The sequence below is a fragment of the Nonomuraea sp. NPDC002799 genome (assembly GCF_053592075.1).
Genome location: NZ_JBSFVA010000042.1, coordinates 35,439 through 60,434 on the forward strand (window position 1 = coordinate 35,439; position 24,996 = coordinate 60,434).

Annotated in this window: 22 protein-coding genes; 10 read left to right on the forward strand and 12 right to left on the reverse strand. The window is 70.7% G+C overall.

From position 1 onward, the window contains the following. Positions 1–38 precede the first annotated feature (38 nt). Together ACWD0F_RS43955 and ACWD0F_RS43960 are read right to left on the reverse strand one after the other, a co-directional pair. Entirely contained in the window at positions 39–1,640 is a 1,602-nt protein-coding gene (locus ACWD0F_RS43955) for a protein kinase domain-containing protein (protein ID WP_449887864.1), read from the reverse strand. Between the two features lie 39 nt (positions 1,641–1,679). Then, entirely contained in the window at positions 1,680–2,501 is an 822-nt protein-coding gene (locus tag ACWD0F_RS43960) for a TIGR03619 family F420-dependent LLM class oxidoreductase (RefSeq protein ID WP_449887866.1), read from the reverse strand. Between the two features lie 87 nt (positions 2,502–2,588). Between ACWD0F_RS43960 and ACWD0F_RS43965 the strand changes: the two genes are divergently transcribed. From ACWD0F_RS43965 to ACWD0F_RS43980, 4 genes are all read left to right on the forward strand, one after another. Then, entirely contained in the window at positions 2,589–3,836 is a 1,248-nt protein-coding gene (locus tag ACWD0F_RS43965) for an LLM class flavin-dependent oxidoreductase (RefSeq protein WP_449887867.1), read from the forward strand. Continuing rightward, the gene (locus tag ACWD0F_RS43970; protein ID WP_449887869.1) at positions 3,833–4,702 is read left to right on the forward strand and encodes a TIGR03619 family F420-dependent LLM class oxidoreductase; all 870 of its coding nucleotides are present in this window, start codon (positions 3,833–3,835) and stop codon (positions 4,700–4,702) included. Before ACWD0F_RS43965 ends, ACWD0F_RS43970 begins: the two co-directional genes overlap by 4 nt. A 63-nt stretch (positions 4,703–4,765) precedes the next feature. Next, positions 4,766–5,575, forward strand: coding sequence for a HipA family kinase (locus tag ACWD0F_RS43975; protein WP_449887870.1), 810 nt, complete (start codon positions 4,766–4,768; stop codon positions 5,573–5,575). After that, positions 5,572–5,949 carry a DUF3037 domain-containing protein gene (locus ACWD0F_RS43980; protein WP_449887872.1) on the forward strand — a complete coding sequence of 126 codons (378 nt, stop codon included), beginning with the start codon at positions 5,572–5,574 and terminating at the stop codon, positions 5,947–5,949. The genes ACWD0F_RS43975 and ACWD0F_RS43980 overlap by 4 nt, the downstream gene beginning before the upstream one ends. A 23-nt stretch (positions 5,950–5,972) precedes the next feature. Here the strand turns inward: ACWD0F_RS43980 and ACWD0F_RS43985 are convergent, their stop codons facing one another. From ACWD0F_RS43985 to ACWD0F_RS43995, 3 genes are all read right to left on the reverse strand, one after another. After that, positions 5,973–6,815, reverse strand: coding sequence for a GNAT family N-acetyltransferase (locus ACWD0F_RS43985; protein WP_449887920.1), 843 nt, complete (start codon positions 6,813–6,815; stop codon positions 5,973–5,975). 72 nt (positions 6,816–6,887) lie between these two features. Beyond that, on the reverse strand, positions 6,888–8,432 hold the full coding sequence (locus ACWD0F_RS43990; protein ID WP_449887874.1) for an alpha/beta hydrolase: 1,545 nt from the start codon (positions 8,430–8,432) through the stop codon (positions 6,888–6,890). A 156-nt stretch (positions 8,433–8,588) separates the two neighbouring features. Further along, positions 8,589–9,776: a trypsin-like serine peptidase gene (locus ACWD0F_RS43995; RefSeq protein WP_449887875.1), complete on the reverse strand. Its 1,188-nt coding sequence runs from the start codon at positions 9,774–9,776 to the stop codon at positions 8,589–8,591. Positions 9,777–10,209: 433 nt separating this feature from the next. Between ACWD0F_RS43995 and dxr the strand changes: the two genes are divergently transcribed. Both dxr and ispG read left to right on the forward strand, forming a co-directional pair. Then, positions 10,210–11,400 carry a 1-deoxy-D-xylulose-5-phosphate reductoisomerase gene (dxr, locus tag ACWD0F_RS44000; RefSeq protein WP_449887877.1) on the forward strand — a complete coding sequence of 397 codons (1,191 nt, stop codon included), beginning with the start codon at positions 10,210–10,212 and terminating at the stop codon, positions 11,398–11,400. 39 nt (positions 11,401–11,439) lie between these two features. After that, on the forward strand, positions 11,440–12,603 hold the full coding sequence (gene ispG, locus ACWD0F_RS44005) for a flavodoxin-dependent (E)-4-hydroxy-3-methylbut-2-enyl-diphosphate synthase (protein WP_449887879.1): 1,164 nt from the start codon (positions 11,440–11,442) through the stop codon (positions 12,601–12,603). A 111-nt stretch (positions 12,604–12,714) separates the two neighbouring features. Here the strand turns inward: ispG and ACWD0F_RS44010 are convergent, their stop codons facing one another. Then, complete coding sequence (locus tag ACWD0F_RS44010) at positions 12,715–14,142, reverse strand: aldehyde dehydrogenase family protein (RefSeq protein ID WP_449887881.1); 1,428 nt, start codon at positions 14,140–14,142, stop codon at positions 12,715–12,717. Positions 14,143–14,433: 291 nt separating this feature from the next. On the opposite strand from ACWD0F_RS44010, the gene ACWD0F_RS44015 reads away from it, so the two are divergent. Continuing rightward, entirely contained in the window at positions 14,434–15,057 is a 624-nt protein-coding gene (locus tag ACWD0F_RS44015) for a TetR/AcrR family transcriptional regulator (protein ID WP_449887883.1), read from the forward strand. Positions 15,058–15,081: 24 nt separating this feature from the next. Here ACWD0F_RS44015 and ACWD0F_RS44020 read toward each other — a convergent pair whose 3' ends face one another. After that, a complete protein-coding gene (locus ACWD0F_RS44020; protein ID WP_449887885.1) occupies positions 15,082–15,657 on the reverse strand; it encodes a TetR/AcrR family transcriptional regulator in 576 nt (191 codons plus the stop codon). Between the two features lie 77 nt (positions 15,658–15,734). Between ACWD0F_RS44020 and ACWD0F_RS44025 the strand changes: the two genes are divergently transcribed. Continuing rightward, positions 15,735–16,796, forward strand: coding sequence for an alpha/beta hydrolase fold domain-containing protein (locus tag ACWD0F_RS44025; protein ID WP_449887887.1), 1,062 nt, complete (start codon positions 15,735–15,737; stop codon positions 16,794–16,796). On the opposite strand, the gene ACWD0F_RS44030 is transcribed toward ACWD0F_RS44025, so the two are convergent. Together ACWD0F_RS44030 and ACWD0F_RS44035 are read right to left on the reverse strand one after the other, a co-directional pair. Next, positions 16,763–17,197 (reverse strand): nuclear transport factor 2 family protein, encoded by a 435-nt coding sequence (locus ACWD0F_RS44030; protein ID WP_449887889.1) that lies wholly within the window; start codon positions 17,195–17,197, stop codon positions 16,763–16,765. The two genes, ACWD0F_RS44025 and ACWD0F_RS44030, sit on opposite strands and share 34 nt — an antisense overlap. Positions 17,198–17,333: 136 nt before the next feature. Further along, positions 17,334–18,914: a PucR family transcriptional regulator gene (locus tag ACWD0F_RS44035; RefSeq protein ID WP_449887890.1), complete on the reverse strand. Its 1,581-nt coding sequence runs from the start codon at positions 18,912–18,914 to the stop codon at positions 17,334–17,336. A 90-nt stretch (positions 18,915–19,004) separates the two neighbouring features. On the opposite strand from ACWD0F_RS44035, the gene gabT reads away from it, so the two are divergent. Together gabT and ACWD0F_RS44045 are read left to right on the forward strand one after the other, a co-directional pair. Continuing rightward, positions 19,005–20,333 (forward strand): 4-aminobutyrate--2-oxoglutarate transaminase, encoded by a 1,329-nt coding sequence (gene gabT / locus ACWD0F_RS44040; protein WP_449887892.1) that lies wholly within the window; start codon positions 19,005–19,007, stop codon positions 20,331–20,333. Positions 20,334–20,545: 212 nt separating this feature from the next. After that, complete coding sequence (locus tag ACWD0F_RS44045; RefSeq protein WP_449887894.1) at positions 20,546–20,746, forward strand: hypothetical protein; 201 nt, start codon at positions 20,546–20,548, stop codon at positions 20,744–20,746. A gap of 191 nt (positions 20,747–20,937) precedes the next feature. On the opposite strand, the gene ACWD0F_RS44050 is transcribed toward ACWD0F_RS44045, so the two are convergent. From ACWD0F_RS44050 to ACWD0F_RS44060, 3 genes are all read right to left on the reverse strand, one after another. Next, positions 20,938–22,068: an extracellular solute-binding protein gene (locus ACWD0F_RS44050; protein ID WP_449887896.1), complete on the reverse strand. Its 1,131-nt coding sequence runs from the start codon at positions 22,066–22,068 to the stop codon at positions 20,938–20,940. A gap of 111 nt (positions 22,069–22,179) precedes the next feature. After that, a complete protein-coding gene (locus ACWD0F_RS44055; RefSeq protein WP_449887898.1) occupies positions 22,180–23,685 on the reverse strand; it encodes a CoA-acylating methylmalonate-semialdehyde dehydrogenase in 1,506 nt (501 codons plus the stop codon). Further along, the gene (locus tag ACWD0F_RS44060; RefSeq protein WP_449887900.1) at positions 23,682–24,962 is read right to left on the reverse strand and encodes an aspartate aminotransferase family protein; all 1,281 of its coding nucleotides are present in this window, start codon (positions 24,960–24,962) and stop codon (positions 23,682–23,684) included. Before ACWD0F_RS44060 ends, ACWD0F_RS44055 begins: the two co-directional genes overlap by 4 nt. Between the last annotated feature and the right edge of the window lie 34 nt (positions 24,963–24,996).

The following is a 24,996-nucleotide window of genomic DNA, read 5'->3' on the forward strand; positions in this document are numbered from 1 at the left end:
TGCTCACGGCAATCGCGGCCTGACCGTGACACAGGGGGTCAGGAAACCCGGGCCACCTTGCCCGAATACGTCACGTCGTCAGCACCCTGGCGGGTCACCTTGATGGCCAGCTGATGTGCGTCGGACGTCGGGAACAGGCGCAGCGTCCCCGGATAACACTCCGCGCCCGTGACCCGATCGAGGGTGAAGACCGTTCCGCTCCCGATCCGCCCGAGCCGCCCAGAACAGTGCAGGTCCGCGCCCCACCGGAACGACCCGCCGGCGGCGGCGAGCTTGAGCTCGACCGGGAAGACGCGCTCGGCGGTGACGTGCTCGGCCGAGCCGGTCCACGTGCCCTCCAGCCCCGGCCCCTGCCCGCCGCGCAGCCAGAACACGAACCCGGCCACCGCCATCGCCAGCCCCGCCACCACGAGCACCGCCTGCCAGACCCGAACCCGCCGCCGCCCCGGCCGCACCCCGGCCACGGCACCCACCTGCGCGGCGCGCTCAGGCACGGTGCTTTCAGACGCCGTGCTTTCAGGCGCGGCGCCCACCTGCGCGGTGCGTTCGGCCGCCGCGCCCACCTGCGCGGTGACCTCGGGCACGGTGATCTCGGATGCGGTGTCCTGGGATGCGGTGTCCTCGGATGCGGTGACCTTCTGCGCGCGGGGCGTCGCCGGTGTGCCCCGGCCGGACGCGGTGACGACGGGGAAGCTCGTGGTCGGGTCGGGATCGGTGATCACCCCCGGAGCGGCTTCTGAGGCGCCGAGCGTGACGATCGAGCCGAGTCTGGACACCGGCGCCGGCCCGGCCCGCCCGACGGCGGCCATCGCTCCCGTCGGCAGCACGTCGCCACCGGCCACATCCTGCCCGAGCAGCCGCCGCAGCACCTCCTCGGCATCCGGCCGGTCGCCGGGCTCCGGCGCCAGGCAGGCCCGCACGATCTCGCGCAGCCGCCCGCTCAGCACCCCCAGGTCCGGCTTGCCGTACAGGATCCTGGCCAGCACCTCCTGGTGCGTGTCCGCCGTGTACGCGGCCCGCCCCGTCGCGGTGTACACGACGGTCAGCCCCCAGGCCCACAGGTCGGCGGCCGATCCGGCGGCCTCGCCCTTGATGCGCTCGGGCGCCATGTAGGCGGGGGTGCCGATGGGCGCCAGGTTGGTGGTGGCGGTGGAGCCCGCGAGCCGGGACACACCGAAGTCGATCACCCGGGGCCCGTCGATCCCGAGCAGCACGTTGCCCGGCTTGAAGTCCCGGTGCACGACCCCCGCCCGGTGGATGGCGCCCAGCGCGGTGGCGGTGCCGATGGCCAGGCGGTCGAGGGAGCCACCCCGTCTGGGCCCTTCGGCGATCACGTGCTCGCGCAGCGAGGGCCCTTCGACGTACTCGCTGACCAGGTAGGGGCGGTCGCCTTCGAGGTCGGCGTCGAGCAGTTGCGCCGTGCAGAACGCCGCCACCCGCCGCACCGCCTCGACCTCGCCGAGGAACCTGCGGCGCACGTCCGGATCGCCGGACAGGCTGGCGTGCAGCAGCTTGACCGCGACCTCCCCGCCTTCCGGCTGGTGGCCGAGGTAGACGACGCCCTGGCCGCCCTGACCGAGTCTGCGTGTCAGCCGGTACGATCCCAACTGCCGGGGATCATCGGCACGTAGCTCGGACATAGGCTGCCATTATGCCCGCCACCGGGTGAAAACGCGTGATCAACCCACCTTTCCGACCAGCGTCGCATACTCATCCAGAACCGGCAGCACCACGTCGGCCGGGCCGCTCGGCAGTGTGGCCACCGCCTCCCCGATCCCCAGCCCCGCGAAATAGTCGAGCTTCTCCCTGGTGGGCCGCGTCCCGAACGGGATCACCTCGGCCATCTCCCGCCCCGCCTTGTCGCACGCCGCACGCAACGCGGGCAGCGCCGCCTTGATCCCGTGGCCGCCGATCGGCATCCAGCCGTCGGCGTACTCGGCGACGTGCGCGAACATCTTGGGCCCCGCCGCGCCGCCCACGTACACGGGAGGGCCGTTGCGCGGCTTGGGCCAGGACCAGGACGGCTCGAAGCCGTCGAAGACGGCGACCTCGTCCCGCCACAGCGCCCGCATCGCCAGCACGTTCCGCCGGGCGACCTCGCGCCGCCGCGCGTACGGGACGCCGTGGTTCTCGATCTCCTCGGCGTTCCAGCCGAAGCCGACCCCCACCACCACGCGGCCGCCCGAGAGGTGGTCCAGGGTCGCGACGGCCTTGGCGGTCACGATGGGATCGCGCTGGGCGGCGAGCAGGATGCCGGTGCCGACGCGCAGCCGGGTGGTCACGGCGGCGGCGTAGGAGAGGGCGACGAGGGGGTCGAGCGTGCGCTTGTACTCCTCGGGCAGCTCGCTCTGCCCGCCCGCGGGCGGCGTGCGGCGCGAGACCGGGATGTGGGTGTGCTCGGGCACGTAGAGGGAGTCGAAGCCGCGCTCCTCAGCCGCCCTGGCCAGGTCCTGGATCGGCATGCCCAGGTCCGTGACGAACATGGTGACCCCGAGTCTCATCCTGCCCTCCCGTCGTCAACCAAGCGATTGCTCGGCTAAGATTCCCAGAGTACCTTGCAGAAGACCGCCCGCGGAAAGAGGTCCCCGGTGAAGTTCTCTATCTTCCTGAATCCGCAGATTCCAGGCTCTGGCTACGCGGCCGAGGAGAACGCCAAGGCCAAGCGCCCGATCGGGCGTGACACGGAGTCGTATCAGAAGCTGCTGCACGAGGTACGGGAGATAGCCGTGCACGCCGACCAGGTCGGCTTCGACGCGCTGATGATGACCGAGCACCACTTCCACTCGGAGGGCATGGAGTTCTCGGTCAACCCGCTGATGTTCCTCACCGACCTGGCCGCCAGGACCGAGCGCATCCTGCTGGCGCCGCTCGGCCTGGTGCTGCCCGCCTGGGACCCGATCAGGGCGGCCGAGGACGTGGCGCTGCTCGACCAGTTCTGCAAGGGGCGGTTGCGGCTGGGCGTGGCGCGGGGCTACCAGAACCGCTGGATGAACGTCCTGGGCCAGCGCTGGCACACCGCCGCGGCCCGCTCGGACGGCTCGGCGAGCGACACCCGCAACTTCGACGTCTTCGGCGAGGTGCTGAAGATCATGAAGCTCGCCTGGACGGAAGAGACGCTCCGCTACAAGTCCGACGTGCTCGACTACCAGGTGCCCTATCCGTACGAGGGCATCGAGGGCTGGCCGGCCATCGAGTGGACCAGGACCTTCGGCGCGCCGGGCGAGTTGTCCGACGACGACAAGGTGCAGGCCGTCTCCGTCTGCCCCCGGCCGTACCAGAACCCGCACCCCGAGTTGTGGCAGCCGTTCACGATCTCCGACCGCTCGGTCATCAGGGCCGCCCAGGAGAACATCCTGCCGTGGATGTTCACCCCCAACCCCGACGACCACGCCGCCAAGGCCAAGCTGTACCAGGAGGAGTCCGCCCGGCAGGGCCGCGAGTACAAGCTCGGCGAGCACACCGGCATCCTCAAGATCGTCGGGATCGCGGACACCACCGAGGCGGCCATCAACACCTTCGGCCGCAGCATCCCCAAGGACTTCGCCGCCTTCTTCGGCCCGTTCGGCTATCTGGAGGTGATGCGGAAGAAGGAGGATGAGAAGCACAAGCCCATCTCCCCGGAGAAGGGCGACGCCAAGCGGATGAACGACGTGGAGATGGCTCTGTTCGGCACCCCCGACGACATCAAGCGGGGCATCCAGCGGATGCTCGACCGGATGCCGGACCTGGAGTGGTTCGGGCTCTACATGCAGGGCCAGCAGGGCGTGCTGCCGCTCGACACGGTCAAGCGGAACCTGGAGCTGTTCGCCACCAAGGTCGCCCCGGAGTTCCGATGAAAATCTGGCTGGGCGCCTCCTTCGTCGACACCGGGCAGTACCTGGAGCTGGCGCGGACGGCCGAGCGGTGCGGATTCGACACGCTGACGCTGTCCGACCACCTCTTCTACGCCGACTTCGCCTCGCCGTATCCGTACTCGAAGTCGGGCCGGCCGCGCTGGGACGCGCGGACGCACTGGCCGGACGTCTGGGTCACGATCGGCGCCATGGCGGCCGTCACCACGTCCCTGCGTTTCTCCCCCAACGTCTACATCGCGCCGGCCCGCGACCTGTTCACCGTGGCCAAGACGGTGTCCACGGCGTCGGTGTTGTCCGGCGAGCGGGTGACGTTCGGCGTCGGGGTCGGGTGGTGCAAGGAGGAGTTCACCGGGACAGGACAGGACTTCCACACGCGCGGGCGGCGGCTCGACGCGATGGTGCCGGAGCTGCGCTCCCTCTGGGCCGGCGAGACGGTCACCCTGGACGGGCTGCCCGCTCTGTCGATCTCACCGACCCCGGCCGGCCCCATCCCCGTGTACGTCGGCGGCGACAGCGAGGCGGCCCTGCGGCGCGCGGCCCGGCTGGGCGACGGCTGGATCGGCAACCGCATCTACACCGAGGAGCAGCTCGACCCCGTGCTGGCCACGCTGCGGCGGCACCTCGACGAGAGCGGCAGGACCGAGCCGTTCGAGATCATCGCGCCGCTCGCGGTGCTCCCGGACGCCGGCACCTACCGCCGCTTCGCCGCCAAGGGCGTGACCGGGACGATGGCCGCCCCGTGGTGGCTGGCCACGCCCGAGGAGAAGTCCCGGTACGGCGAGGGCACCCTGGAGCTCAAGGTCGCCACCATGGAGCGCTTCGCCGAGGAGGTCATCGCGAAACTCTAGGGTGCCGCCATGTGGCCGCCCACCTGGGACCGAGCGGGCGCGGGTGGGCGATAGCCTCGTCACGTGCTGGAAAAGATCGCAGCCACCCGTTACGTGACCCCGCTGCGGGAGGGTGGGTCGCTGCCGGGCGTCGTCGAGGCCGACGACCTCGGCACCTACGTGGTGAAGTTCCGTGCGGCGGGACAGGGCCGGCGGGTGCTGGTCGCCGAGATCATCGCCGCCGAGCTGGGGCGCCGGCTCGGGCTCAGGACGCCCGAGCTCAAGCTCATCGACCTCGATCCGCAGCTCGGCATCAGGGAGCCGGACGAGGAGGTGCAGGACCTGCTCAAGGCCAGCACCGGGCTCAACCTGGCGGTGGACTTCCTGCCGGGGGCGCTGGGGTTCGACCCGCTGGGCTGGGTGGCCGACCCCGTCTTCGCGGCCAGGGTGGTGTGGTTCGACGGCCTCATCCACAACGTCGACCGGAGCTGGCGCAACCCCAACCTGCTGATCTGGCACCGCGAGACCTGGCTGATCGACCACGGCGCGGCCCTGTGGTTCCACCACAACTGGCGCACGGCCGACCCGCGGCGCCTCTTCGACGCCGGTGACCACGTGCTCGCACCCTACGCCGGCGACGTGCCCGCGGCCGGGGCCGAGCTCGCCGGGAAGATCACGCGGGAGCTGCTGGAGGGCGTGACGGCCCTGGTGCCCGACGAATGGCTGGACGACGAGCCGGGATTCGACACGGCACGGGACGTACGCGAGGCTTATGTCGATCATCTGCTCCAGCGGGCGCACGGCCCGCACGCGTGGCTCGTGCGCTCCGAGCAGCCGGCGCGGCGGTCGGGGCCGGGGTCTGTCGGCGAGTTCTGGCGGGGAGGCGGCCGATGACCAGGGACGTCTACGAATACGCGGTGATCCGCGTGATGCCCAAGGTGGAGCGGGGCGAGCTGATCAACGCGGGCGTGCTGCTCTACTGCCAGCCGCGCGACTACCTGTGCGCGCGGGTCGAGCTCGATCCCGTCCGGGTGCGGGCCCTGGACCCGGCGGCCGACGTCGAGGAGATCCGCCGCGCGCTCGGCGCGTACGAGCTGGCCTGCGGCGACGAGCCCGGCCCGCTGGCGGTCGAGTCGCTCGGCAGCAGATTCCGCTGGCTGACGGCGCCGCGCAGCACGGTCGTGCGGGCGGGGCCGGTGCACGCGGGGCTGACCATCGATCCCGGCATCGAGCTGGCCCGCCTGTTCGACAAACTGGTGCGCCTCTAACGCACAGAACAGCACGGCAGCGGTCAGAACAGCACGGACATGAACGTGTCGACCTCGTGGAAGCCCACCTTGCGGTAGACGGCCCGCGCCGAGCGGTTGTAGTCGTTGACGTAAAGGGTGACCACGGGGGCGAAACAGTCCATCGCCGCCGCCACCACGGCGGCCATGCCCGCCGCCGCATGCCCCTTGCCCCGCAGCTCGGGGGCGACCCAGACGCCCTGGATCTGACAGGCGTGCGGCGTGACCGCCCCCACCTCCGCCTTGAACACCACCCGCCCGTCGTCGATGCGGGCGTAGGAGCGGCCGATCCTGATCAGCTCGGCGACCCGGGTGCGGTAGAGGGCGCCGCCGTCACCGAGGTTCGGCGAGACGCCGACCTCCTCGGTGAACATGGCCACGCACGCCGGCAGCAGGATGTCGAACTGGTCGGGCCGCACCCGGCGGACCAGCGGATCGGCGGGCACCGGCGACCGGCGCGAGGTGGCCATGACCGGCTGCGCCCACCGGATGGCGCGCGCCCTGCCCCAGTGCGGCTCCAGCCGCTCCCACAGCAGGGAGACGGCGTCGACCGGGCCCACGATGGAGGAGCAGCGACGCCCCTGCTTGCGGGCGCGGTCGGCGAAGGCGTGCACGGCTTCGGGACCGGCGTAGACGGGCACCATGTTGGCCCCGGCGTAACAGAGTGACACGAGGCCACCGCGCGGCCCGAATCCCCACATCTGCCCGCCGAGTCTCGCCGGATTGAGTCCGACGGCCCGCACGCGGGAGGAGACGAAGACATTGGCGACCGGATCTTTGTCCAGCAGGGCGCAGACTTCGTCCCGGTCGCTGTCGTCGAGCACGCGCGACGCCGATGTACGCAGCATCACATGGTCAGACTACGCGAAGGGTCCGCCATTAGCTCATCCGGCACCGCCCACGGTGACCGTTTCTTGACATCACCCTCCGGTGAGGAGCCCGAGCATCCCCAGCAACGGCCCCGCGTCCCGCTGCGCGGCCATGTGCGTGATCGCGGCCGGCGTGGGCAGCGCGGCGCAGGCCGCGCCCACCTTGGGCAGGGTGCCGTCCTTCAGGTACGCCGCCAGATGCCCGTCCGCGCACTGGTTCCCGGCCAGCGACACGCCGTGGTTGCCGCCGCTGTCGACCACCATGCGTGAGCCGGGGAACTGCTTGTGCATCTCCAGAGCCCCCTTGTACGGCGTGGCCGCGTCGCTGCGCGACTGGAGGATCAGGATCGGCGGCAACTTCTTCGACCCGTGCACCTTGACCGGCGTGCCGCCCGGCACCGGCCAGAAGGCGCAGGGGGCGTTGAACCAGGCGTTCGGCCAGGTCAGGAACGGCGCCTCACGGTGCATCTCGGTCATGTCCCGCCGCCACCGGTCCCAGTTGCGCGGCCACGGGGCGTCGCTGCACTGAACGGCCAGGTAGATGGCGTAGCCGTTCTCGTCGGCCGCGTCGTTCTTGGCATGCTTGTTGTAGATCGCGACCAGGCTCTTGTCGTCGCCCTTCCGCACATAGGTGGACCAGGCCTGGGCGAACTGGGGCCAGAGCTTGTCGCTGTAGCCGGCGATGGTGAAGATGTCGTCGAGCTCGCTCGGCCCGACGACGCCGCCGGCCGGCTTGCCGCGCAGCCGGTCGCGCATCGCGTAGAAGGCGAACGACGTCTGCTTGGCGTTGGCGCCCAGCTTGTAGGCGGCGTTGTTCTCGGCCGTCCAGGCCAGGAACTGGCGGTGGCGGCGCTCGAAGGCACGGTCCTGCTTGAGGTTCGACTCGTACCAGACGCCGGTCGGGTCCACGGTGCTGTCCATGACCATCCGCCTGACCCGGTGGGGGAAGAGCGTGGCGTAGACGCCGCCGAGGTAGGTGCCGTACGAGAAGCCGAGGTAGCTGATCTTCTCCTCGCCGAGTGCGGCACGGATGCTGTCCATGTCGCGGGCGGAGTTCTCGGTGGTCAGGTGCGGGAGAAACCAGGACCACAGGGTGCCGCACTGGCTCGCGTACTGCTCGGCGCGGGCGAGCAGCACCTTCTCCTGGGCCTGCCCGCGCGGCACCGCGTCCGGCCTCGGGGCCTTGTAGTAGGTGTCCGGGTCCACGCAGTGCAGGGCCGGCTCGCTGCCGCCGACACCGCGCGGATCGAACCCGATGACGTCGTATCGCTGCCCCAGCCCGGCCGGCAGGGCCGCCGACACGTACTCGGTCAGGTTCCGCCCCGACGCTCCCGGGCCGCCCGGGTTCACCAGCAGCGTGCCCAGGTGGTCGGCACCGGACGCCTTGGCCTTGATCCGGTTGACCGCCAGTTTGATCGACTGGCCCGCAGGCCGGCGATAGTCGAGCGGAACGCGCAAGGTGCCGCACTCCAGACTCGCCGACGCCGGCCGTCCCGCCACCTTGGGACAGGCACTCCATACCAGCCCGGCCGCCGGCGCCTCCTTGCTCGCGACGGCGCTGTCCGCGCTCACGATCCCGGCGACGATCACTGCCATCCCGGCGATAACCCCAACTAGCCGCTTCACCCGGCCCCCTCCCCTGTCATAGGCCTTGCGATGTTCCCGTGGGCGACCGGGGGGCGACACCGAGTATGGGGAATGCTTGCCGTTCTGTGATCGGCCCATGGCATGGTGTGACCGCTCTTGAGGGGATCAGGCACGTTCCGCCGTGGCGTGGAGCGCCCTGGCGGAGTCGCCGAAGTACGGGCCGTACATCGTGCGCTGGTCGTCGCTGTACTTGAAGCTGCTCAGCGACACGATCGTGCCCTTGCCCGTCGCCGCGTCGAACGTCCCCATCCACGGGCCGCCGCTCGAACCCGCCGTCATGTCGCAACCCAGCCCCTGGTCGCGCGACTGCCCGTACGGGTCCGCCCTCAGCCGCCCCGCGCAGTAGACCAGATGGTCCCCGCTGTACGGCGGATCGGCCGGATAGCCGAAGCCGAACGCCTGGCCGCCGCGCGGGCGGTTGAAGGCGATCTCCTGCGTGCCGACCACGTCGGCCACGTGCCGGCCGCGCGACGTGGCCAGGGCGACCATGCCCACGTCGTAGTTGTCGTCCGCGCTGCGCGACCACGGCCCCGCGACGAACATGCGGCGGGCCGCGTAATGGCCGTAGGGCTGCCGGCCGTCCGCCTCGTAGCCGGGCACGAACGTCCAGTTGGCGGCCCACTCGCCGGTGCCGTCCTTGACGCAGTGGCCGGCGGTGACCACGACGTCCCTGTTGCGGCTCCTGATGGTGCTCGCGGAGCAGACGAAGTCGGCCCCCGCCACCGTCAGGAACACCCGGCCCGTGGTCCTGGCCACCAGGCCGCCCGTGCCCCAGCGCGAGCCGACCGTGCTGGTCTGCGGCCTGGTGGCCGTGCCCTGGCCGAGCGGGGTGGCCGCGCGATGGCGGGTGATCGTCGAGTCGTGTCCGCCGGGGACCGCGAGCCCGGTCTTCCCGCCGGTCACGTGCGGGGCTGCGGCCAGGTCGGCGTGGCCGGTGAGGCCGCTGAGGAGATCGCCGCCGTCCGTCACCATGTCGAGCAGGCTGATCGGCAGGGCCTTGGCCATGCGCTGCGGCGTCCAGTAGCCGAGCACGCGCCGCTGTTCGGCGCGGGTGCGGGCGGCCACGTGCTCGACGACCTCGGTCCGCCGCGCCGAGGCGTCGGTGTACTGCGCCGTGGTCGCGGGTTGCTGCGCCGTGATCTCGTCCTGCTGCGCCGTGGCCTCGGCCGTGCGGGCGAGGGCGGCGGCGGGTCGGTCTGCCTGCTGCGGAGTGGGAGCCGCGCCGATGAGGGCGGCACCCATCAGCCCCGCCAGAAGCGGAGCGGCCGCAAGCAGAGGGGTGCTCAGGGTCATGCCCACCGAGTGTGCACCACGCGATGTGTTCTTGTGACTACTTTCGGTAAATACCGCAGAGTACGCCAGCGGTTCACACCGCTTGGCAGACGGCCTGCGCCCCATCCCCGAAATATGAGCCGAACATCTAGTTCGGGGTGAAATTGCGGCCCGCGACGAAGATGTGGTTCGCGCGCGGGCGCCGTTCGGCGTCGCGCATTGCCTCCGCCGTCGGCATGGGCGGGTCCGCCTGGCATTACGTGCCTCCCGATAGCGCACGCGGGACTGAGCGGCAGCCGTCGCAAAATGCAGATTTTTCGAGATTCACGAACACCGATATCGCCATATTCCGGCACTGATTGCCTGCAATATCTCACGTCACATAAGTGAGAGAGTTTCGTGACGACCGGGCACCCCGTGCCCGAGCGCGCCCAGCAGCGGGGACAATGGACAGGTGCATGAAGGAACCCTCCGCTCCATCGTCGTGCTCGGCTCCACCGGCTCGATCGGCACCCAGGCCCTCGACGTCGTCGCCGCCAACCGGGGCGCCTTCGAGGTCGTCGGGCTCGCCGCCGGGGGCGCCAAGGTCGACCTGCTGGCCAGGCAGGCGGCCGAGTTCGGCGTGCGGGTCGTGGCGGTGGCCGACCCCTCGGCCGTGCCGGCGCTGAAGGAGGCGCTGGCCGCGCACGGCTGCCCGGCCACGGTGCTCGCCGGGCCCGAGGGGGTCGCCGAAGTGGCGGCGTGGCCGTGCGACACCGTGCTCAACGGCATCACCGGCGCGCTCGGGCTGACCTCCACACTGGTCGCGCTGCGGGCCGGCCGCACTCTCGCCCTGGCCAACAAGGAGTCCCTGATCATCGGCGGGCCGCTGGTCAAGCGGCTGGCCCGGCCCGGGCAGATCGTGCCGGTCGACTCCGAGCACTCGGCGCTGCAGCAGTGCCTGTGGTCCGGCGGCCCCGACGGCGCCCGCCTCGGCAAGGTCAAGCGGCTCGTGGTCACCGCGAGCGGCGGGCCGTTCCGCGGGATGCGGCGCGAGGAGATGGCCCACGTCACGCCGGAGATGGCGCTGGCCCATCCGACCTGGTCCATGGGCCCGTTGATCACGATCAACTCCGCCACCCTGGTCAACAAGGGGCTGGAGGTCATCGAGGCGCACCTGCTGTTCGACCTCGCCTTCGACCGGATCGAGGTGGTGGTGCACCCGCAGTCGATCATCCACTCCATGGTCGAATACGTCGACGGCTCCACCATCGCCCAGGCGAGCCCGCCCGACATGCGGCTGCCGATCGCGCTGGCGCTCAACCATCCGTACCGCCTCGCCGGAGCCGCCCGGCCCATCGACTGGACCAAGGCGCACACCTGGACGTTCGAGCCCCTGGACGACCTGGCCTTCCCAGCCGTCGCGCTGGCCCGGCACGTCGGTGTCGCCGGCGGCACCGCGCCCGCCGTCTACAACGCGGCCAACGAGGTCTGCCTCGACGCCTTCATCGGCGGCGAGCTGCCGTTCCTGGGGATCGTCGACACGATCGCCAAGGTCGTCGAAGAGCACAAGGTCACCCCGGCCGACTCCGTCGAGGAGGTGCTGGAGGCCGATGCCTGGGCCCGGGCCCGTGCGGCCGAACTCACAGCCGGGCAGTCCCGCTGACTACCTAAACTGGAAAGCGTCGTCACAGTAAGGGTTGAAATGTCTCCTGTAGCTCTCGGCATTCCCGCGGTACGCCCCAAGCCGCTCGCCGAACGCCGTCACTCCCGCCAGATCATGGTCGGCAACGTGCCCGTGGGCGGCGACGCGCCGATCTCGGTGCAGTCGATGACGACGACGGTGACCGCCGACGTCAACGCCACGTTGCAGCAGATCGCCGAGCTCACGGCCTCCGGCTGCCAGATCGTCCGCGTCGCCGTGCCCTCGCAGGACGACGCCGACGCGCTGCCGATCATCGCCAGGAAGTCGCAGATCCCGGTCATCGCCGACATCCACTTCCAGCCGAAGTACGTCTTCGCCGCCATCGAGGCGGGCTGCGCGGCCGTCCGCGTCAATCCCGGCAACATCAAGAAGTTCGACGATAAAGTAGGCGAAATCGCCCGAGCGGCCGCCGACCACGGCGTGCCCATCCGCATCGGCGTCAACGCCGGCTCGCTCGACCCCCGCCTCCTCCAGAAATACGGCAAGGCCACCCCCGAGGCGCTCGCGGAGTCGGCGCTGTGGGAGTGCTCGCTCTTCGAGGAGCACGGCTTCCGCGACATCAAGATCTCGGTCAAGCACAACGACCCCGTCGTGATGATCAACGCCTACCGCCTGCTGGCCGCCAAGTGCGACTACCCCCTGCACCTGGGCGTCACGGAGGCCGGCCCGGCCTTCCAGGGCACCATCAAGTCCGCCGTCGCGTTCGGCGCGCTGCTGGCCGAGGGCATCGGCGACACCATCCGCGTCTCCCTCTCGGCGCCTCCGGTCGAGGAGGTCAAGGTCGGCGCCCAGATCCTGGAGTCGCTGGGGCTGCGCGAGCGTGGCCTCGAAATCGTCTCCTGCCCGTCCTGCGGCCGCGCTCAGGTGGACGTCTACACCCTGGCCGAGCAGGTCCAGGCCGGGCTGGAGGGCCTGAAGGTGCCGCTGCGGGTGGCCGTCATGGGCTGCGTGGTCAACGGCCCCGGTGAGGCCCGCGAGGCCGACCTCGGGGTGGCTTCGGGCAACGGCAAGGGCCAGATCTTCGTCAAGGGCGAGGTCATCAAGACCGTGCCCGAGTCGCAGATCGTCGAGACGCTGATCGAGGAGGCCCTGCGACTGGCCGAAGAGATGGGCGTCGACGTAGACCTCGACGACGACGCCGAGGTCCAGGTCACGGTCAGCTAGCGCGACCGGCTCCTGAGCACTCAGGAGCCGGTACGGCTGCGCCGTGAGCCGGTGCGGCTGCGGCCGAAGCCGGTGCGCCATGAGCCGGTGCCGCGGCGGCCGGTAAGCCGATCAGAGCGTCAGCCCCGTCAGCACCAGGACCTTCTCGTAGGTGAAGTCCTCCATCGCCGAGTGCAGCCCCTCACGCCCGATCCCCGAGTCCTTCACCCCGCCATAGGGCATCTGGTCGGCCCGGTACGACGGCACGTCGCCGATGATCACCCCGCCGACCTCCAACTCCCGGTTGGCCCGGAAGGCGGCGTCGAGCGAGCGGGTGAACACCCCGGCCTGCAGCCCGTACCTGGAGTCGTTGACCAGGGCGTAGGCCTCGTCGATCGAGGCCGCCGGCTGGAGGATCAGGACGGGCCCGAAGACCTCCTCGCAGGCCACCTTCGCGTCGTGCGGCACGCCGTCCAGCACCGTCGGCGCGAACGTGGCCCCCTCACGGACGCCACCCGCCAGGACGCGGGCCCCGCCGGCGACGGCCTCCTGGACCCACTGCTCGACCCGCTCGGCGGCGGCCTCGGACACCAGCGGGCCCACCTGGGTCTTCTCGTCGGCCGGGTCGCCGGTGACGAGGGCGCCGACCGCCGGGAGCAGGCGCTCGACGAAGGCGTCGTAGACCGGCTGCTCGACGATCACGCGCTGCACGGCGATGCAGCTCTGGCCGGCCTGGTAGTTGGAGTAGAGGGCGACGCGCTGGGCGGCCCAGTCGAGGTCGGCGTCGGCCAGCACGACGGCGGCCGCGTTGCCGCCGAGCTCCAGCGTGACGTGCTTGCGCGGAACCTGGTCGGCGATGGCGTACCCGACGGGCGCCGAGCCGGTGAAGGAGACCACCGGCAGGCGCGGGTCCTGGACGAGGGCCGAGGCCCGCTCGTTCTCGATCGGCAACACCGAGAACAGGCCGGCGGGCAGGTCGGTCTCGGCCAGGATCTCGCCGAGCAGCAGCGAGGACAGCGGCGTCGCGGGGGCGGGCTTGACGATGACGGGCGCGCCGACGGCGATGGCGGGGGCCACCTTGTGAGCGACCAGGTTCAGGGGGAAGTTGAACGGGGTGATGGCCAGCACGGGACCGTACGGCACGCGGGAGACGTACGCCAGGCGCCCGGCCGCCGCCGGCTCGGTGTCGAGCCGCTGCACACCGCCCGACCAGCGGCGGGCCTCCTCGGCGGCGAAGCGGAAGGTGGCGACGGCCCGGCCGACCTCGCCCCGCGCCCAGAAGATCGGCTTGCCGTTCTCCGCGGTGATCAGGTGGGCGATCTCGTCGGCCCGCTCCGCCAGGCGGCGCGAGACGTGGGCCAGCGCCTCGGCCCGTACGTGCACGGGCAGCGCGGCGGCCTCCTTGGCCACCGACTGGGCGGCCGCGATGGCCTCTTCCACCTGGGCGTCGGTCGGCACGGAGTACCGGCCGACCGCGCGGCCGTCATGGGGGTTGATCACGGTGAGCTCGGAATCCCCGGTCGCTGCGCGACCGGCCAGCCAGAAGGTACGCACGTCCATACCCAAGACGTTATGCCAAGGGCGACACAGGGGATTTACACCATGGTGCACAAGACGTCCCTGGGGGCCCACCGTTAAGTACAAGCCCCGATCTATACCCATGATGTAACAGAAGTAGACCTAATTCGGGATGTTTACCATGCGGAGTGGTTTGAGCGATCTCCGCTATGGCTAAGTCATCGAGTGCGGGTCTCCAGCGCGGCGGGCCCCCGACCAGAAAGGCGAGGGCCCCGTGACCGAGCCACGTGAGGTCACCAGGATGCTCGGCCCCTTGGGCGATGGGGAGGTGTCATGACCTCGGCGCCGCTGGGGCTGCAGGGCGCCTATCTGCTGGGTGAGCGCGCCGGCCATGACGAGTTGCGTTCCCGTCTCCTCGACGTGGCGGTCAACCTGCTGGAGTCCGACGGGCCCGAGAGCCTGACCATGCGCAGGATCGCCGCCGAGGCCGGGTGCACGACGACCGTCATCTACACGATGTTCGGCAACAGGGAGGGCCTGGCGGAAGCGCTCTACCTGGAAGGGTTCGAGCGCCTGCGCCGCTTTCTGGAGACGGTGCCGCAGCGGCGCAACGCGCTGGAGCACCTGTCCGCGCTCGGCCCCGCCTACCGTCAGGCCTGCCTGGCCGAGCCGGGCTACTACAGCCTGATGTTCGAGCGGGCGATCCCCGGTTTCGAGCCCAGCGAGCGCGCCAGGACCCTGGCCCGCGCCGCCCTGAACATCCTCGACCGCGTCATCGCCGACTGCATCTCGGCCGGCTACCTGATCCCGACCCAGCCCCGCAAGATCGCGGACGCGCTGTGGGCGGCGGCCCAGGGCGCGGTCACCCTCGAACGCGCCGGGCACCTGCGCGACGACGGCACCTTCGAGGCCGTCACGATGGCGACCATCTGCTGCTACCTGGTGGAGAGGAAATAGTGGTCGCCGGGTTCGGCAGCAGGTCTAAGCCGGAGGGGCACCTTCGGCGAAGTACCGCAGAACCATCTCGGCCAGCGCGTTGATGTCGGCGTCGGCCATCGGCTCGCCGGTCATGCCCATCCGGTGGAGCAAGGTTCCGACGACGACGTCGATGAAGAACAGGACCCGGTTCTCCGGCTCGCCGAGCGCATCCTGGAGTGCGAGCCGGTAGGGGTCCTGCAACCGTGCGGACAGGACCTCGCGCAGGGCCGGATCGCTGACCGCGTCACTGAACACGCCGGCGAACGCATCGCCCACCCCGGGCTCGCCGATCTTCGCCGCGATCCAGCGGATGGCCGAGGACAGCAGTTCGGCTCGGCCGGTGCCCTCCAGCGGCACCGGGCCGAACGCGTCGAGCAGGCAGTCCACGATCAGCGCCCCCTTCGACGGCCAGCGACGATAGATCGTCGTCTTGGCGACGCCGGCCGTGGCGGCGATGCGGTCGACGGTGGCCCGAGCGTAGCCGAGCTCGCGGACGGTGCTCAGTGTCGCGGCGAAGACCACAACGTTGACGCCGGAGCGCGGGCGACCGGGTGGCCTGGCGGATGTGGTCGATGTCATGCCCACACGATACCCATATGCGCTACCGTAGGTATCGAAACCTTCAGTAGCGAAACCATCGGACCGAGGAGAAGGCATTGAGTGAGAGCACTGCCACGGAGCGGCCGCCGCAGCCGGACCTGTTGGCGATGACGGTCGAGGAACTGCACGCCTACCGTGAGGCGGAGAACCGCTTCCGGGCCTCCAGCGCGGCGCGGGCGGTCACCGGGGATCCGGATCCCGGCGCCGCGATTCAGTGGCAACAGGTGGCGCTGCCCGGCCGCGAGCTCCCGCTCCGGGTGTACCGGCCCGCACCCGGGGGTGCTGGCGAGAGTGCCGGCCTGCCACTCGTGATCCACGTTCACGGAGGGGCCTTCGTGGGCACGGCGGTGCAGTGCGACTGGGCGAACAGCCACCTCGCCACCCAGCTGCCCGCGGTCGTCGTCTCGGTCGAGCACCGCCTCCTCGACTCGGAGACCCCGCTGTCGGCGGCCGTCAGCGACGGCTGGGACGTGCTCCAGCACGTGGTGCGGCATGCCGCGCAGTGGGGCATCGACCCCGCGCGGACCGCCGTCTTCGGCGAGAGCTGCGGCGCGTTGATCAGCGCCCTGGCCGCGATCCGGGCCAGAGAGGCCGGCCTGCGCCTGCGGGCGCAGGTGCTGGTCAACCCCGCCGTCGACGTGACCGAGACGATGTTCGACCACGCCTCCGTCACCCAGTACGCCGACAGCCCGACCCTCAGCCTGACGCAGCTGCGGCTGTTCCGCCGGTTCGCCGTACCGCCGGGAACCGATGCTCGTGGGTTGTCACCGCTGCACGCCGACAACCTGAACGGGCTGGCCCCAGCACTCGTGGTGGTGCCGACCCACGACCCGGTGGCCGATCACGGCCGCCGTTACGCCGAACGACTGCAAGCGGCCGGGACGCCGCACGGCTTACCGAATACCCCGAGGCGGGCCACGCGTTCCTCAGCATGCCGGGCGTGGCGCCGCAGGCCAAGGCCGCGCGGGCGGAGATCCTCGAGTTCCTCCGAGGAGCCCTCGCCGGGTGAACGGGTGGCGGACGATCGGTCACAGGCGGATGCGCGGGTCCCCGGCGCACCGCCTGGCCACCCGCCGGACCGGTCTCATGTCTCGGCGAGGGCGTCGATGACCGTCTGAAATCGGCGCGGGTCGAAGTAATCGTGGTAGGCGATGATCAGGCCGTCCTGGAACTTGAACACGGCGATGTTGTCGTTGGTGTACTCGACGCCGCCGGTGATCACTGCCTGGTTGGTGTACTCCACGCACACCGCGTCGGAGTCGGCGGCGGGGTAGATCGCGCTCACCGTGGACCGGAAGGACTCGTAGTTGCCGAACAGGCCCTGGAACGCGGCGAGGATCTGCGCCTTGCCGTCGATGCTGGAGCCGAACCCCTCCGGCGGGTAGGGAATGATGATCCGGCCATGCTCGTGCCACAATTCGATCCACGTGTCGATGTCTTTGGCGCCGAGCAGGTCGAAGAACCGCCGCACGGTCGGCACATGGCTTTCAGAACGCTCATCGGCGATGGGTGATGACACGATGGCTCCCTAGCGTGGGCGAACGCGCGAGTGATGCGGACATGCCGGCCACATGCGTCTTCCGCTGAATGGGCTTTCAGGCGATGCTCCCGTCCACCGTACTGAACCCTTCTTTCCTATCGGCTTCATGCCGCGCTCAGCTTCGGCGGGCGGCTTCGAGGGCGAGCCAGAGCTCGGCCCGCACCCCGGGATCGTCGAGGTCGCGGCCGAGCAGCTCGGCGACCCGTTTCATCCGGTAGCGCAGCGTGTGCCGGTGCACGCCCAGCCGCTGGGCCGCCGCGTCCCAGTGCCCGTTGTCACCGAGGTACGCGCGCAGCGACTCCACCAGGTCGGCCCGCGAGCCGTACCCCGTCAGCGGGGCCAGCAGCGCGGCCGAGAAGGCTTGGGCGGCGGCCGGGTCGAGCAGGTCGAGCAGCCCCTGACCGCCCAGCTCCCCGAACCGGACCACCCGGTCCCGGCCCGCCCTGGCGCTCCGCAGGGCCCGCTTGGCCTGGTCGAGCCCGCCGGGCAGGGTGGGGCCGTACCCGCAGGGCCGGCTGACGCCCACCGGCTCGTCCACGTCCGCGAGTGCCTCCGCCACCGCGTCCTCCGCCACCAGCACGACGGCCAGCGGCCCCGCCAGGTCGTCGCGCCCCACCGGGTCACGCCCTGCCGAGTCACGCACCGCAGGGTCGCGCACGGCCGAGTCACGCACCGCAGGGTCACGCACCGCCGAGTCGCGCACTGCCGGGTCTAGCACCGCCGCGAAGCCGTGCGCCGCCAGCGCCTCGATGGCCTCCAGGCCCGTCGCCAGCACCACCAGCGGCTCCTCCGGCAGCCGCCCGCCGAGCGGCCGCAACACCGCGCGCGCCTGCTCCACCGCCCCCGCCAGCAGCAGCTCCAGCGCGGCCGAACGGGCCCGCCGCTCAGCTTCGAGCTGGCTCCTGCCCTGCTCCAGGGCCAAGGTGAGCAAAGAACCCGCGGCGTTGATCACGGTGTGGGCGATCGGGGTGAAGGGCTGCCCGGCCCCGACGGCGAAGAAGCCGCGCGGCCGGGCCCCGCCGCCCAGGGGCTGAACCACGATGTGCTCACCCGGCCCCGAGAGCGCCAGGCTGGCGGGCAGACGGTCACCAGGCTCAGGAACGCGACCGCCGCGCAGGCGGGTCAGCTCGGCTGTCACGGCCTCGGTCTTCGCGCCGCGGGTGGCGTGCCGCACCTCGCCGGCCTCGTCCAGCAGCATCGCCCAGCCGCCGACCTCCTTGGCCAGCCGGTCCACCACCGCGTGCATGCCCTCGGGTTTGAGCGCCGCGCGCGTGAGCCGTCCCTGGGCGGCGAAGGCGCGGGTGACCTCCTCGTACTGCTCGGCCGCCAGCAGCTCGCCGACGACCTTGCCGACCGCCATGAACGGCGTCTCGCGCGGCACCTCCAGCAGCGGCAGCCCGGCCGCCTCCGCGGCGGCGACCAGCGCGGCGGGCACCTCCTCGTGGGAGACGCCGACGCCGAAGCCGAGCCCGGTCACGCCACGGGCCACCAGCCGGGCGACATATCCCGTCAAGTCGCCTTCCATCCGCAGCCCGGTGGTGAGCAGGAGCTCCTCCCCCTCCAGGTACGGCGTCGGATCCGCCAGCTCGCTGACCGCCACCCAGCGCACGGCCCCGTTCAGCGCCCCGCGACCGGAGATCCCGGCCAGGGGTCGCAGGCCCGTGCGGCGCACCACGGTCTGCAGCGAAGGCGGCATACGAAGTTGTCCATTCCGGCTAAGACGAGGACCCTAGTGTTACATATCGACCTATCGGCGCAGGTGGGAGCCCGCCGTAGCGTCAGAGCCATGAGCATTCCCCAGGAGCGGCGCGTCGTGACCGCGATCCCAGGCCCCAAATCCCAGGAGCTGCTGGCCCGCAAGCAGGCCGCCGTCCCGTCCGGCATCGGCACCACCCTGCCGATCTTCATCACCCGCGCGGGCGGTGGCGTCGTCCAGGACGCCGACGGGAACTCGCTGATCGACTTCGGCTCCGGCATCGCCGTCACGAACGTGGGCAACGCCGCGCCCAAGGTCGTCGAACGCGTCCAGAAGCAGGTCGCCGACTTCACCCACACCTGTTTCATGGTCACCCCGTACGAGTCGTACGTGCAAGTGTGCGAGAAGCTCAACGAGCTGACCCCCGGTGACCACGAGAAGCGCTCGTTCCTGGTGAACTCCGGCGCCGAGGCGGTGGAGAACGCGGTCAAGATCGCCAGGCACGCCACCGGCAGGCCGGCCGTCGTGGTGTTCGACCACGGCTACCACGGCCGCACGCTGCTCACGATGACGCTGACGGCCAAGAACATGCCGTACAAGCACAAGTTCGGGCCGTTCGCGCCCGAGGTGTACCGGGTGCCGCTGGCGTACCCGTACCGGTGGCCGACCGGGCCGGAGAACTGCGCGGAGGAGGCCGCCGAGCAGGCCATCGACATGATCACCAAGCAGATCGGCGCCGAGAACGTGGCCGCCGTGGTGATCGAGCCGATCGCCGGCGAGGGCGGGTTCATCGTGCCGGCCAGGGGCTTCCTGCCGCGCGTGGCCGAGTTCTGCAAGGCCAACGGCATCGTGTTCGTGGCCGACGAGGTGCAGACCGGGTTCGCCAGGACGGGCACCCTGTTCGCCTGCGAGGACGAGGGCGTCGTGCCCGACATCATCACCACCGCCAAGGGCATCGCGGGCGGCCTGCCGCTGGCGGCCGTGACGGGCCGCGCGGACCTCATGGACAAGGTGCACGCCGGCGGGCTCGGCGGCACCTACGGCGGCAACCCCCTCGCCTGCGAGGCCGCCCTCGGCGTGCTGGAGACGATCGAGGAGGAGAATCTCGTCGCCAGGGCCGGCCGCATCGGCGAGATCATGCTCCCCCGGCTCAAAGCCCTCCAGGAGCGCCACGACGTGATCGGCGACGTGCGCGGCCGGGGCGCCATGATCGCCATCGAGCTGGTCGAGCCGGGCACCAAGGTGCCGAACCCGGCCGCCGTCCAGGAGGTCGTCAAGCGCTGCCACGCCGAGGGCCTGCTGGTCCTGACGGCGGGCACGTACGGCAACGTGCTGCGCTTCCTGCCGCCGCTGGTCATCCCCGAGCATCTGCTCGAAGAGGGCCTCGGCATTCTGGAGAAGGCGATAGCCGAGCTTTAACCCAGAACCCCAACCAATCGGGCATCCAGCTTGCGGCTGGATGCCCGTTTTTGTTGGCTTAACTCCCGTCACTCGGGTAGAGAAATCACCCTGACTTGACGCTCAGCTAGACCCTCGTGGCCTCGCTCAGGGTTATAACGGTTGCGACATACGGATGGGCGACGACAGCTGGGAGCGTGATGAACTGGGGCCCGACAAGAACGGCGCGGAATATGTTGACGTTCGACCCTGAGGGCTTGAGCGCGGCCCAGCGCGACGGCGACGCCTGCGTCGTCTGCCACAAGCGGTGGCCGCGACCTCGCGCGCGCGTGGGCCGGCTGCCCGACGACTCGGCGGTGCACGCCTGCGCCGACTGCGCCGATGCGCTCATCCCGAATCCGCTGGCCACCGTGGTCTCTTTCCCGTCTCGCTGACGAGCCACGTCTCGCCGCCGAGCCACGTCTCGCCGCCGAGCCACGTCTCGCCGCCGAGTCACGTCTCGCTGCCGACCGCGGCGGGACGCCCCAGGACGGGGGGAAGGCCCGGGGCGTCCCTGCAGGCCGCGCCCAGCGGGGGATGGACGCGCCCGCGGCACGGTCACGTGCGGATGATCGGCGGCCCCCACTCACTCAGCGAGCTGACGCCACCGTTCGCTCCAGGCGGCATAGTCAGTGCATTCCCCGTCCTCGGCCCGGCAACCCCCGGGAGGCCGGACGGCGAAGGCCACCCGGTCGAGTTTCTTCCCCTTGCCCGCCCCGTACGCCTCGCACATCGTCTTGGCCCGCCCCTTGCACGCCTTGTCGTTGGCCGGCGCCAGCCCCGCCCACGCGGCGGCGTCACGCTGCGCGTCGGGCCCGCTCATCCAGTTGAGCCACCGGTAGGCGCAGGTGGTGTCGGGCACGTTCGCGCCCAGCATCCACGAGTCGACCCATCCGGTCGTCTTGGGCGTCGCGACGCTCTTGACCGGCTTGCCGGCCTTCTGCAGGAGCATGCGGTAGTAGGGGGTGGCCTGGGCGTAGTCGAGCGTCCCGGTGGCGAAGCCCATGACCAGGTCGACCGGATTGCTCCAGTACGTGCGCTCCTTCGTCTGCTCCAGCAGCGCCACCGCCCGGTCGAGCTGTCCCTTGGTCAGCTCGAACGGATCCTCGGCCGACCCCTCGGCCAGCGCGGCGTCGGCGATCGTCAGCGGGTTGTCCCGCAGCGCCACCCGGCCCGAGGAGAACGCCTGCTTCAGATCGCCCTTGACCTTCGACGAGTCGTAGACGAACTCGTGGTAACCCCACAGATAGGGCACCCCGTAGACCTTGCCCGACACCGTGACCATGTCGCGGAAGCGCTCGTCGACGTCCTTGTAGTCGCTCACCTTGGCAGGGTCGATGGCCTGCACCTGCTTGGCCGCGATCAGCTCGCCCGCCAGCACGGGCCCGGCCGAGACCACGTCGTAGGCCCGCTCCTTGACCCGGACGGCCATCTCCTGCGCGGTCTGCACGGTGTCGAGCCGGGCGATCCGGCAGCCGGTCTCCTTCTCGAACGAGCCCACCCAGTTGACCTTGGAGCTGGTGCCGCCGAGCTCGGCGTAGCCGCGGTAGGTGAGGATCTGCAGCGTGCCGTCGCTCTGCGTGGCGCTCGGGGTGGGGGTCGGCGTCGCCACCGGGGTAGGGGTCGGGCTTGGTGTCGGCGTGGCACCTGTCGCGCCCAGGCCGGCGACCAGCGCCGATGCGGCGAGCGCCAGAGCATGACGACGACGGCGATGCACGGTGTCCCCCTTGTATGTCCCCGTGGCCGGGAGCCTACCGGGGACTCCGAGCTTACCGGGGACGCGGACGGGAGGGACTCGAAGGAGAGGCCCTCCCGTCGGCGCCGGCGCTCACTTGTTGGTGGGGAAGCCCAGGTTCACGCCGCCGTGCGAGGGGTCGAGCCAGCGGGAGGTGACGACCTTGCCCCGGGTGTAGAAGTGCACGCCCTCGGTGCCGTGCACGTGGGTGTCGCCGAAGAGCGAGGACTTCCAGCCGCCGAAGCTGTAGAAGGCCATCGGCACGGGGATCGGCACGTTGATGCCGACCATGCCGACCTCGACCTCGTTCTGGAAGCGCCGGGCCGCGCCGCCGTCGTTGGTGAAGATCGCGGTGCCGTTGCCGTAGAGGCCGCCGTTGATCAGCTCCAGGCCCTCCTCGTACGAGCCGACGCGGACGACCGACAACACCGGGCCGAAGATCTCGTCGACGTGCGTGCGCGAGCCGGCGGGCACGTGGTCGAGCACGGTCGGGCCGAGCCAGAAGCCGTCGGTCTCCGACGCCTTGCCGCCGCCCAGGACCGCCGTCTCGCGGCCGTCCACGACCAGTTTGGCGCCCTCCTCGACGCCGAGGTCGAGGTAGGAGGCGACCTTGTCGCGGTGGACCTCGGTGACGAGCGGCCCCATCTCGGACTTCGGGTCGTCACCGGGGCCGATCACGAGCTTGCCGACCCGCTCGACGATCTTCTCGACGAGCTCGTCGCCGATCGGCTCCACGGCCAGCACGACGGAGATCGCCATGCACCGCTCGCCCGCCGAGCCGAACCCGGCCGACACCGCCGAGTCGGCCACCAGGTCGAGGTCGGCGTCGGGGAGCACGAGCATGTGGTTCTTGGCGCCGCCGAGCGCCTGCACCCGCTTGCCGTGCGCGGTGCCGCTCTCGTAGACGTAGCGGGCGATCGGGGTGGAGCCGACGAACGACACACCGCGGACGTCGGGGTGCTCCAGCAGCCGGTCCACGGCCGCCTTGTCACCCTGGACGACGTTGAACACGCCGTCGGGCAGCCCGGCCTCCTGCCAGAGCCGCGCCATGAGCAGCGAGGCCGACGGGTCCTTCTCCGACGGCTTGAGGATGAAGGTGTTGCCGCACGCGATCGCGATCGGGAACATCCACATCGGCACCATGGCGGGGAAGTTGAACGGGGTGATCCCGGCCACGACGCCGAGCGGCTGCCGCAGGGAGTAGGAGTCGACCCGGGTCGAGACCCCTTCGGAGAAGCCGCCCTTGAGCAGGTGCGGGATGCCGCAGGCGAACTCCACGACCTCCAGGCCCCTGGCCACTTCGCCGAGCGCGTCGGAGTGCACCTTGCCGTGCTCGGCGGAGATCAGCGCGGCCAGCTCGTCGCGGTGGGCGTACATGAGCTCGCGGTAGCGGAACAGCACCTGGGACCGCTTGACCAGCGAGGCGTCCCGCCAGGCGGGGAAGGCCGCGACGGCGGCGGCCACGGCCGCGTCCACGTCCGCGGCTGAGGCCAGCTTGACCTGCCCGCTGACCTGGCCGGTCGCCGGGTTGTAGAGCTCCGCCACGCGGGCGTCGCCGTCCTGAAGGGCTCCGTTGATCCAATGCCTGACGGACTTCACTGAGCCGCTGCCTCCGCGTTGATGATGTCGAGTGCGTGCACGATGATCTCCAGGCCCTCGGTCGCCTCGTCCACCGTGAGGGTGAGGGGCGGAGCCATCCGGATGGCGTTGCCGTACAGGCCGCCCTTGCCGGCGAGCAGCCCCGCCTTCCTGGTCTCCTCCATGAAGCGGCCGGCCTGGGCGGGGGTTTCGAGCTCGACGGCGAACATCAGGCCCTTGCCGCGCACGTCCTTGACGATGGGCAGGCGCTCGGCCGCCCGCTTGAGCCCGCCGATGATGATCTCGCCCGTGCGTGCCGCGTTGGCCTGCAGGTCGCGGTCGAGCACGTAGTCGAGGGTGGCGTTGGCGGCGGCCATGGAGACGGGGTTGCCGCCGAACGTGGACAGGCCCACGGCGTGCGGGCCGTCCATGAGGTCGCCCCTGGCCACGACGCCGCCGACGGCGAAGCCGTTGCCCAGGCCCTTGGCGAACGTCATCATGTCCGGCGTCACGCCGTGACCCTGCATGCCGAAGAACGCGCTGCCCGTGCGGCCCCAGCCGGTCTGCACCTCGTCGGAGATGAGGTGGATGCCCTCTTCGTCGAGCACCTCCTTGTAGGCGGCGAACAGCCCGTCGGGGGCCATCGTGAACCCGCCCACACCCTGGATCGGCTCGGCGATCAGCGCGGCCACGTCGTTGGAGACGGCCGTGGCGAGCACGTGGCGCAGGTCGTCGACGCACGCCTTGATGTAGTCGGCGTCGGACAGCCCCTTGAACTGGGTGAGGTGCCGGTCGGCGCCGTGCAGGAAGTGCACGTTGAGCGGGGAGAGCGAGCTGTTCTTCCAGGCGCGGTTGGAGGTGACGCCGATCGTGCCGAAGCTGCGCCCGTGGTAGCTCTGCCGCATGGCGAGGACCTGGTCGCTCTTGCGCGCGTACGTCGCGAGGAGGAGGGCGGTCTCGTTGGCCTCGGTGCCGGAGTTGGTGAAGAAGACCTTGGCGTCGGGGATGCCGGAGAGCCGCGCGATCTTCTCGGCGAGCTCGATCTGGCCACGCAGCAGGTAGACCGTGCTGGTGTGCACCACCCCCGTGGCGAGCTGCCGCTCGACCGCCTCGCGCACCTCGGGCACGTCGTAGCCGATCATGTTCGTCAGGATGCCGGCGAAGAAGTCGAGGTAGCTCTTGCCGTCTCCGTCGATGACGCGGTTGCCCTTGCCGCTGACGATCTCGATGGGGTCGTTGTAGTTGAGTGCCAGCCAGTTGGGCATGACCGCCCTGTGGCGCGCGAGTAGCTCCGACATGTGTTGAGTATCCCTGCTTCGACCTCGTGCCCGT

Bases quoted from the DNA above. Each gene is read 5' to 3' on its own strand.
- ACWD0F_RS43955 (WP_449887864.1), bottom strand. From the start codon at position 1,640: ATGTCCGAGCTACGTGCCGATGATCCCCGGCAGTTGGGATCGTACCGG.
- ACWD0F_RS43960 (WP_449887866.1), bottom strand. From the start codon at position 2,501: ATGAGACTCGGGGTCACCATGTTCGTCACGGACCTGGGCATGCCGATC.
- ACWD0F_RS43970 (WP_449887869.1), top strand. From the start codon at position 3,833: ATGAAAATCTGGCTGGGCGCCTCCTTCGTCGACACCGGGCAGTACCTG.
- ACWD0F_RS43980 (WP_449887872.1), top strand. From the start codon at position 5,572: ATGACCAGGGACGTCTACGAATACGCGGTGATCCGCGTGATGCCCAAG.
- ACWD0F_RS43985 (WP_449887920.1), bottom strand. From the start codon at position 6,815: ATGCTGCGTACATCGGCGTCGCGCGTGCTCGACGACAGCGACCGGGAC.
- ACWD0F_RS43990 (WP_449887874.1), bottom strand. From the start codon at position 8,432: ATGGCAGTGATCGTCGCCGGGATCGTGAGCGCGGACAGCGCCGTCGCG.
- ACWD0F_RS43995 (WP_449887875.1), bottom strand. From the start codon at position 9,776: ATGACCCTGAGCACCCCTCTGCTTGCGGCCGCTCCGCTTCTGGCGGGG.
- ispG (WP_449887879.1), top strand. From the start codon at position 11,440: ATGTCTCCTGTAGCTCTCGGCATTCCCGCGGTACGCCCCAAGCCGCTC.
- ACWD0F_RS44010 (WP_449887881.1), bottom strand. From the start codon at position 14,142: ATGGACGTGCGTACCTTCTGGCTGGCCGGTCGCGCAGCGACCGGGGAT.
- ACWD0F_RS44015 (WP_449887883.1), top strand. From the start codon at position 14,434: ATGACCTCGGCGCCGCTGGGGCTGCAGGGCGCCTATCTGCTGGGTGAG.
- ACWD0F_RS44020 (WP_449887885.1), bottom strand. From the start codon at position 15,657: ATGACATCGACCACATCCGCCAGGCCACCCGGTCGCCCGCGCTCCGGC.
- ACWD0F_RS44035 (WP_449887890.1), bottom strand. From the start codon at position 18,914: ATGCCGCCTTCGCTGCAGACCGTGGTGCGCCGCACGGGCCTGCGACCC.
- gabT (WP_449887892.1), top strand. From the start codon at position 19,005: ATGAGCATTCCCCAGGAGCGGCGCGTCGTGACCGCGATCCCAGGCCCC.
- ACWD0F_RS44045 (WP_449887894.1), top strand. From the start codon at position 20,546: ATGTTGACGTTCGACCCTGAGGGCTTGAGCGCGGCCCAGCGCGACGGC.
- ACWD0F_RS44060 (WP_449887900.1), bottom strand. From the start codon at position 24,962: ATGTCGGAGCTACTCGCGCGCCACAGGGCGGTCATGCCCAACTGGCTG.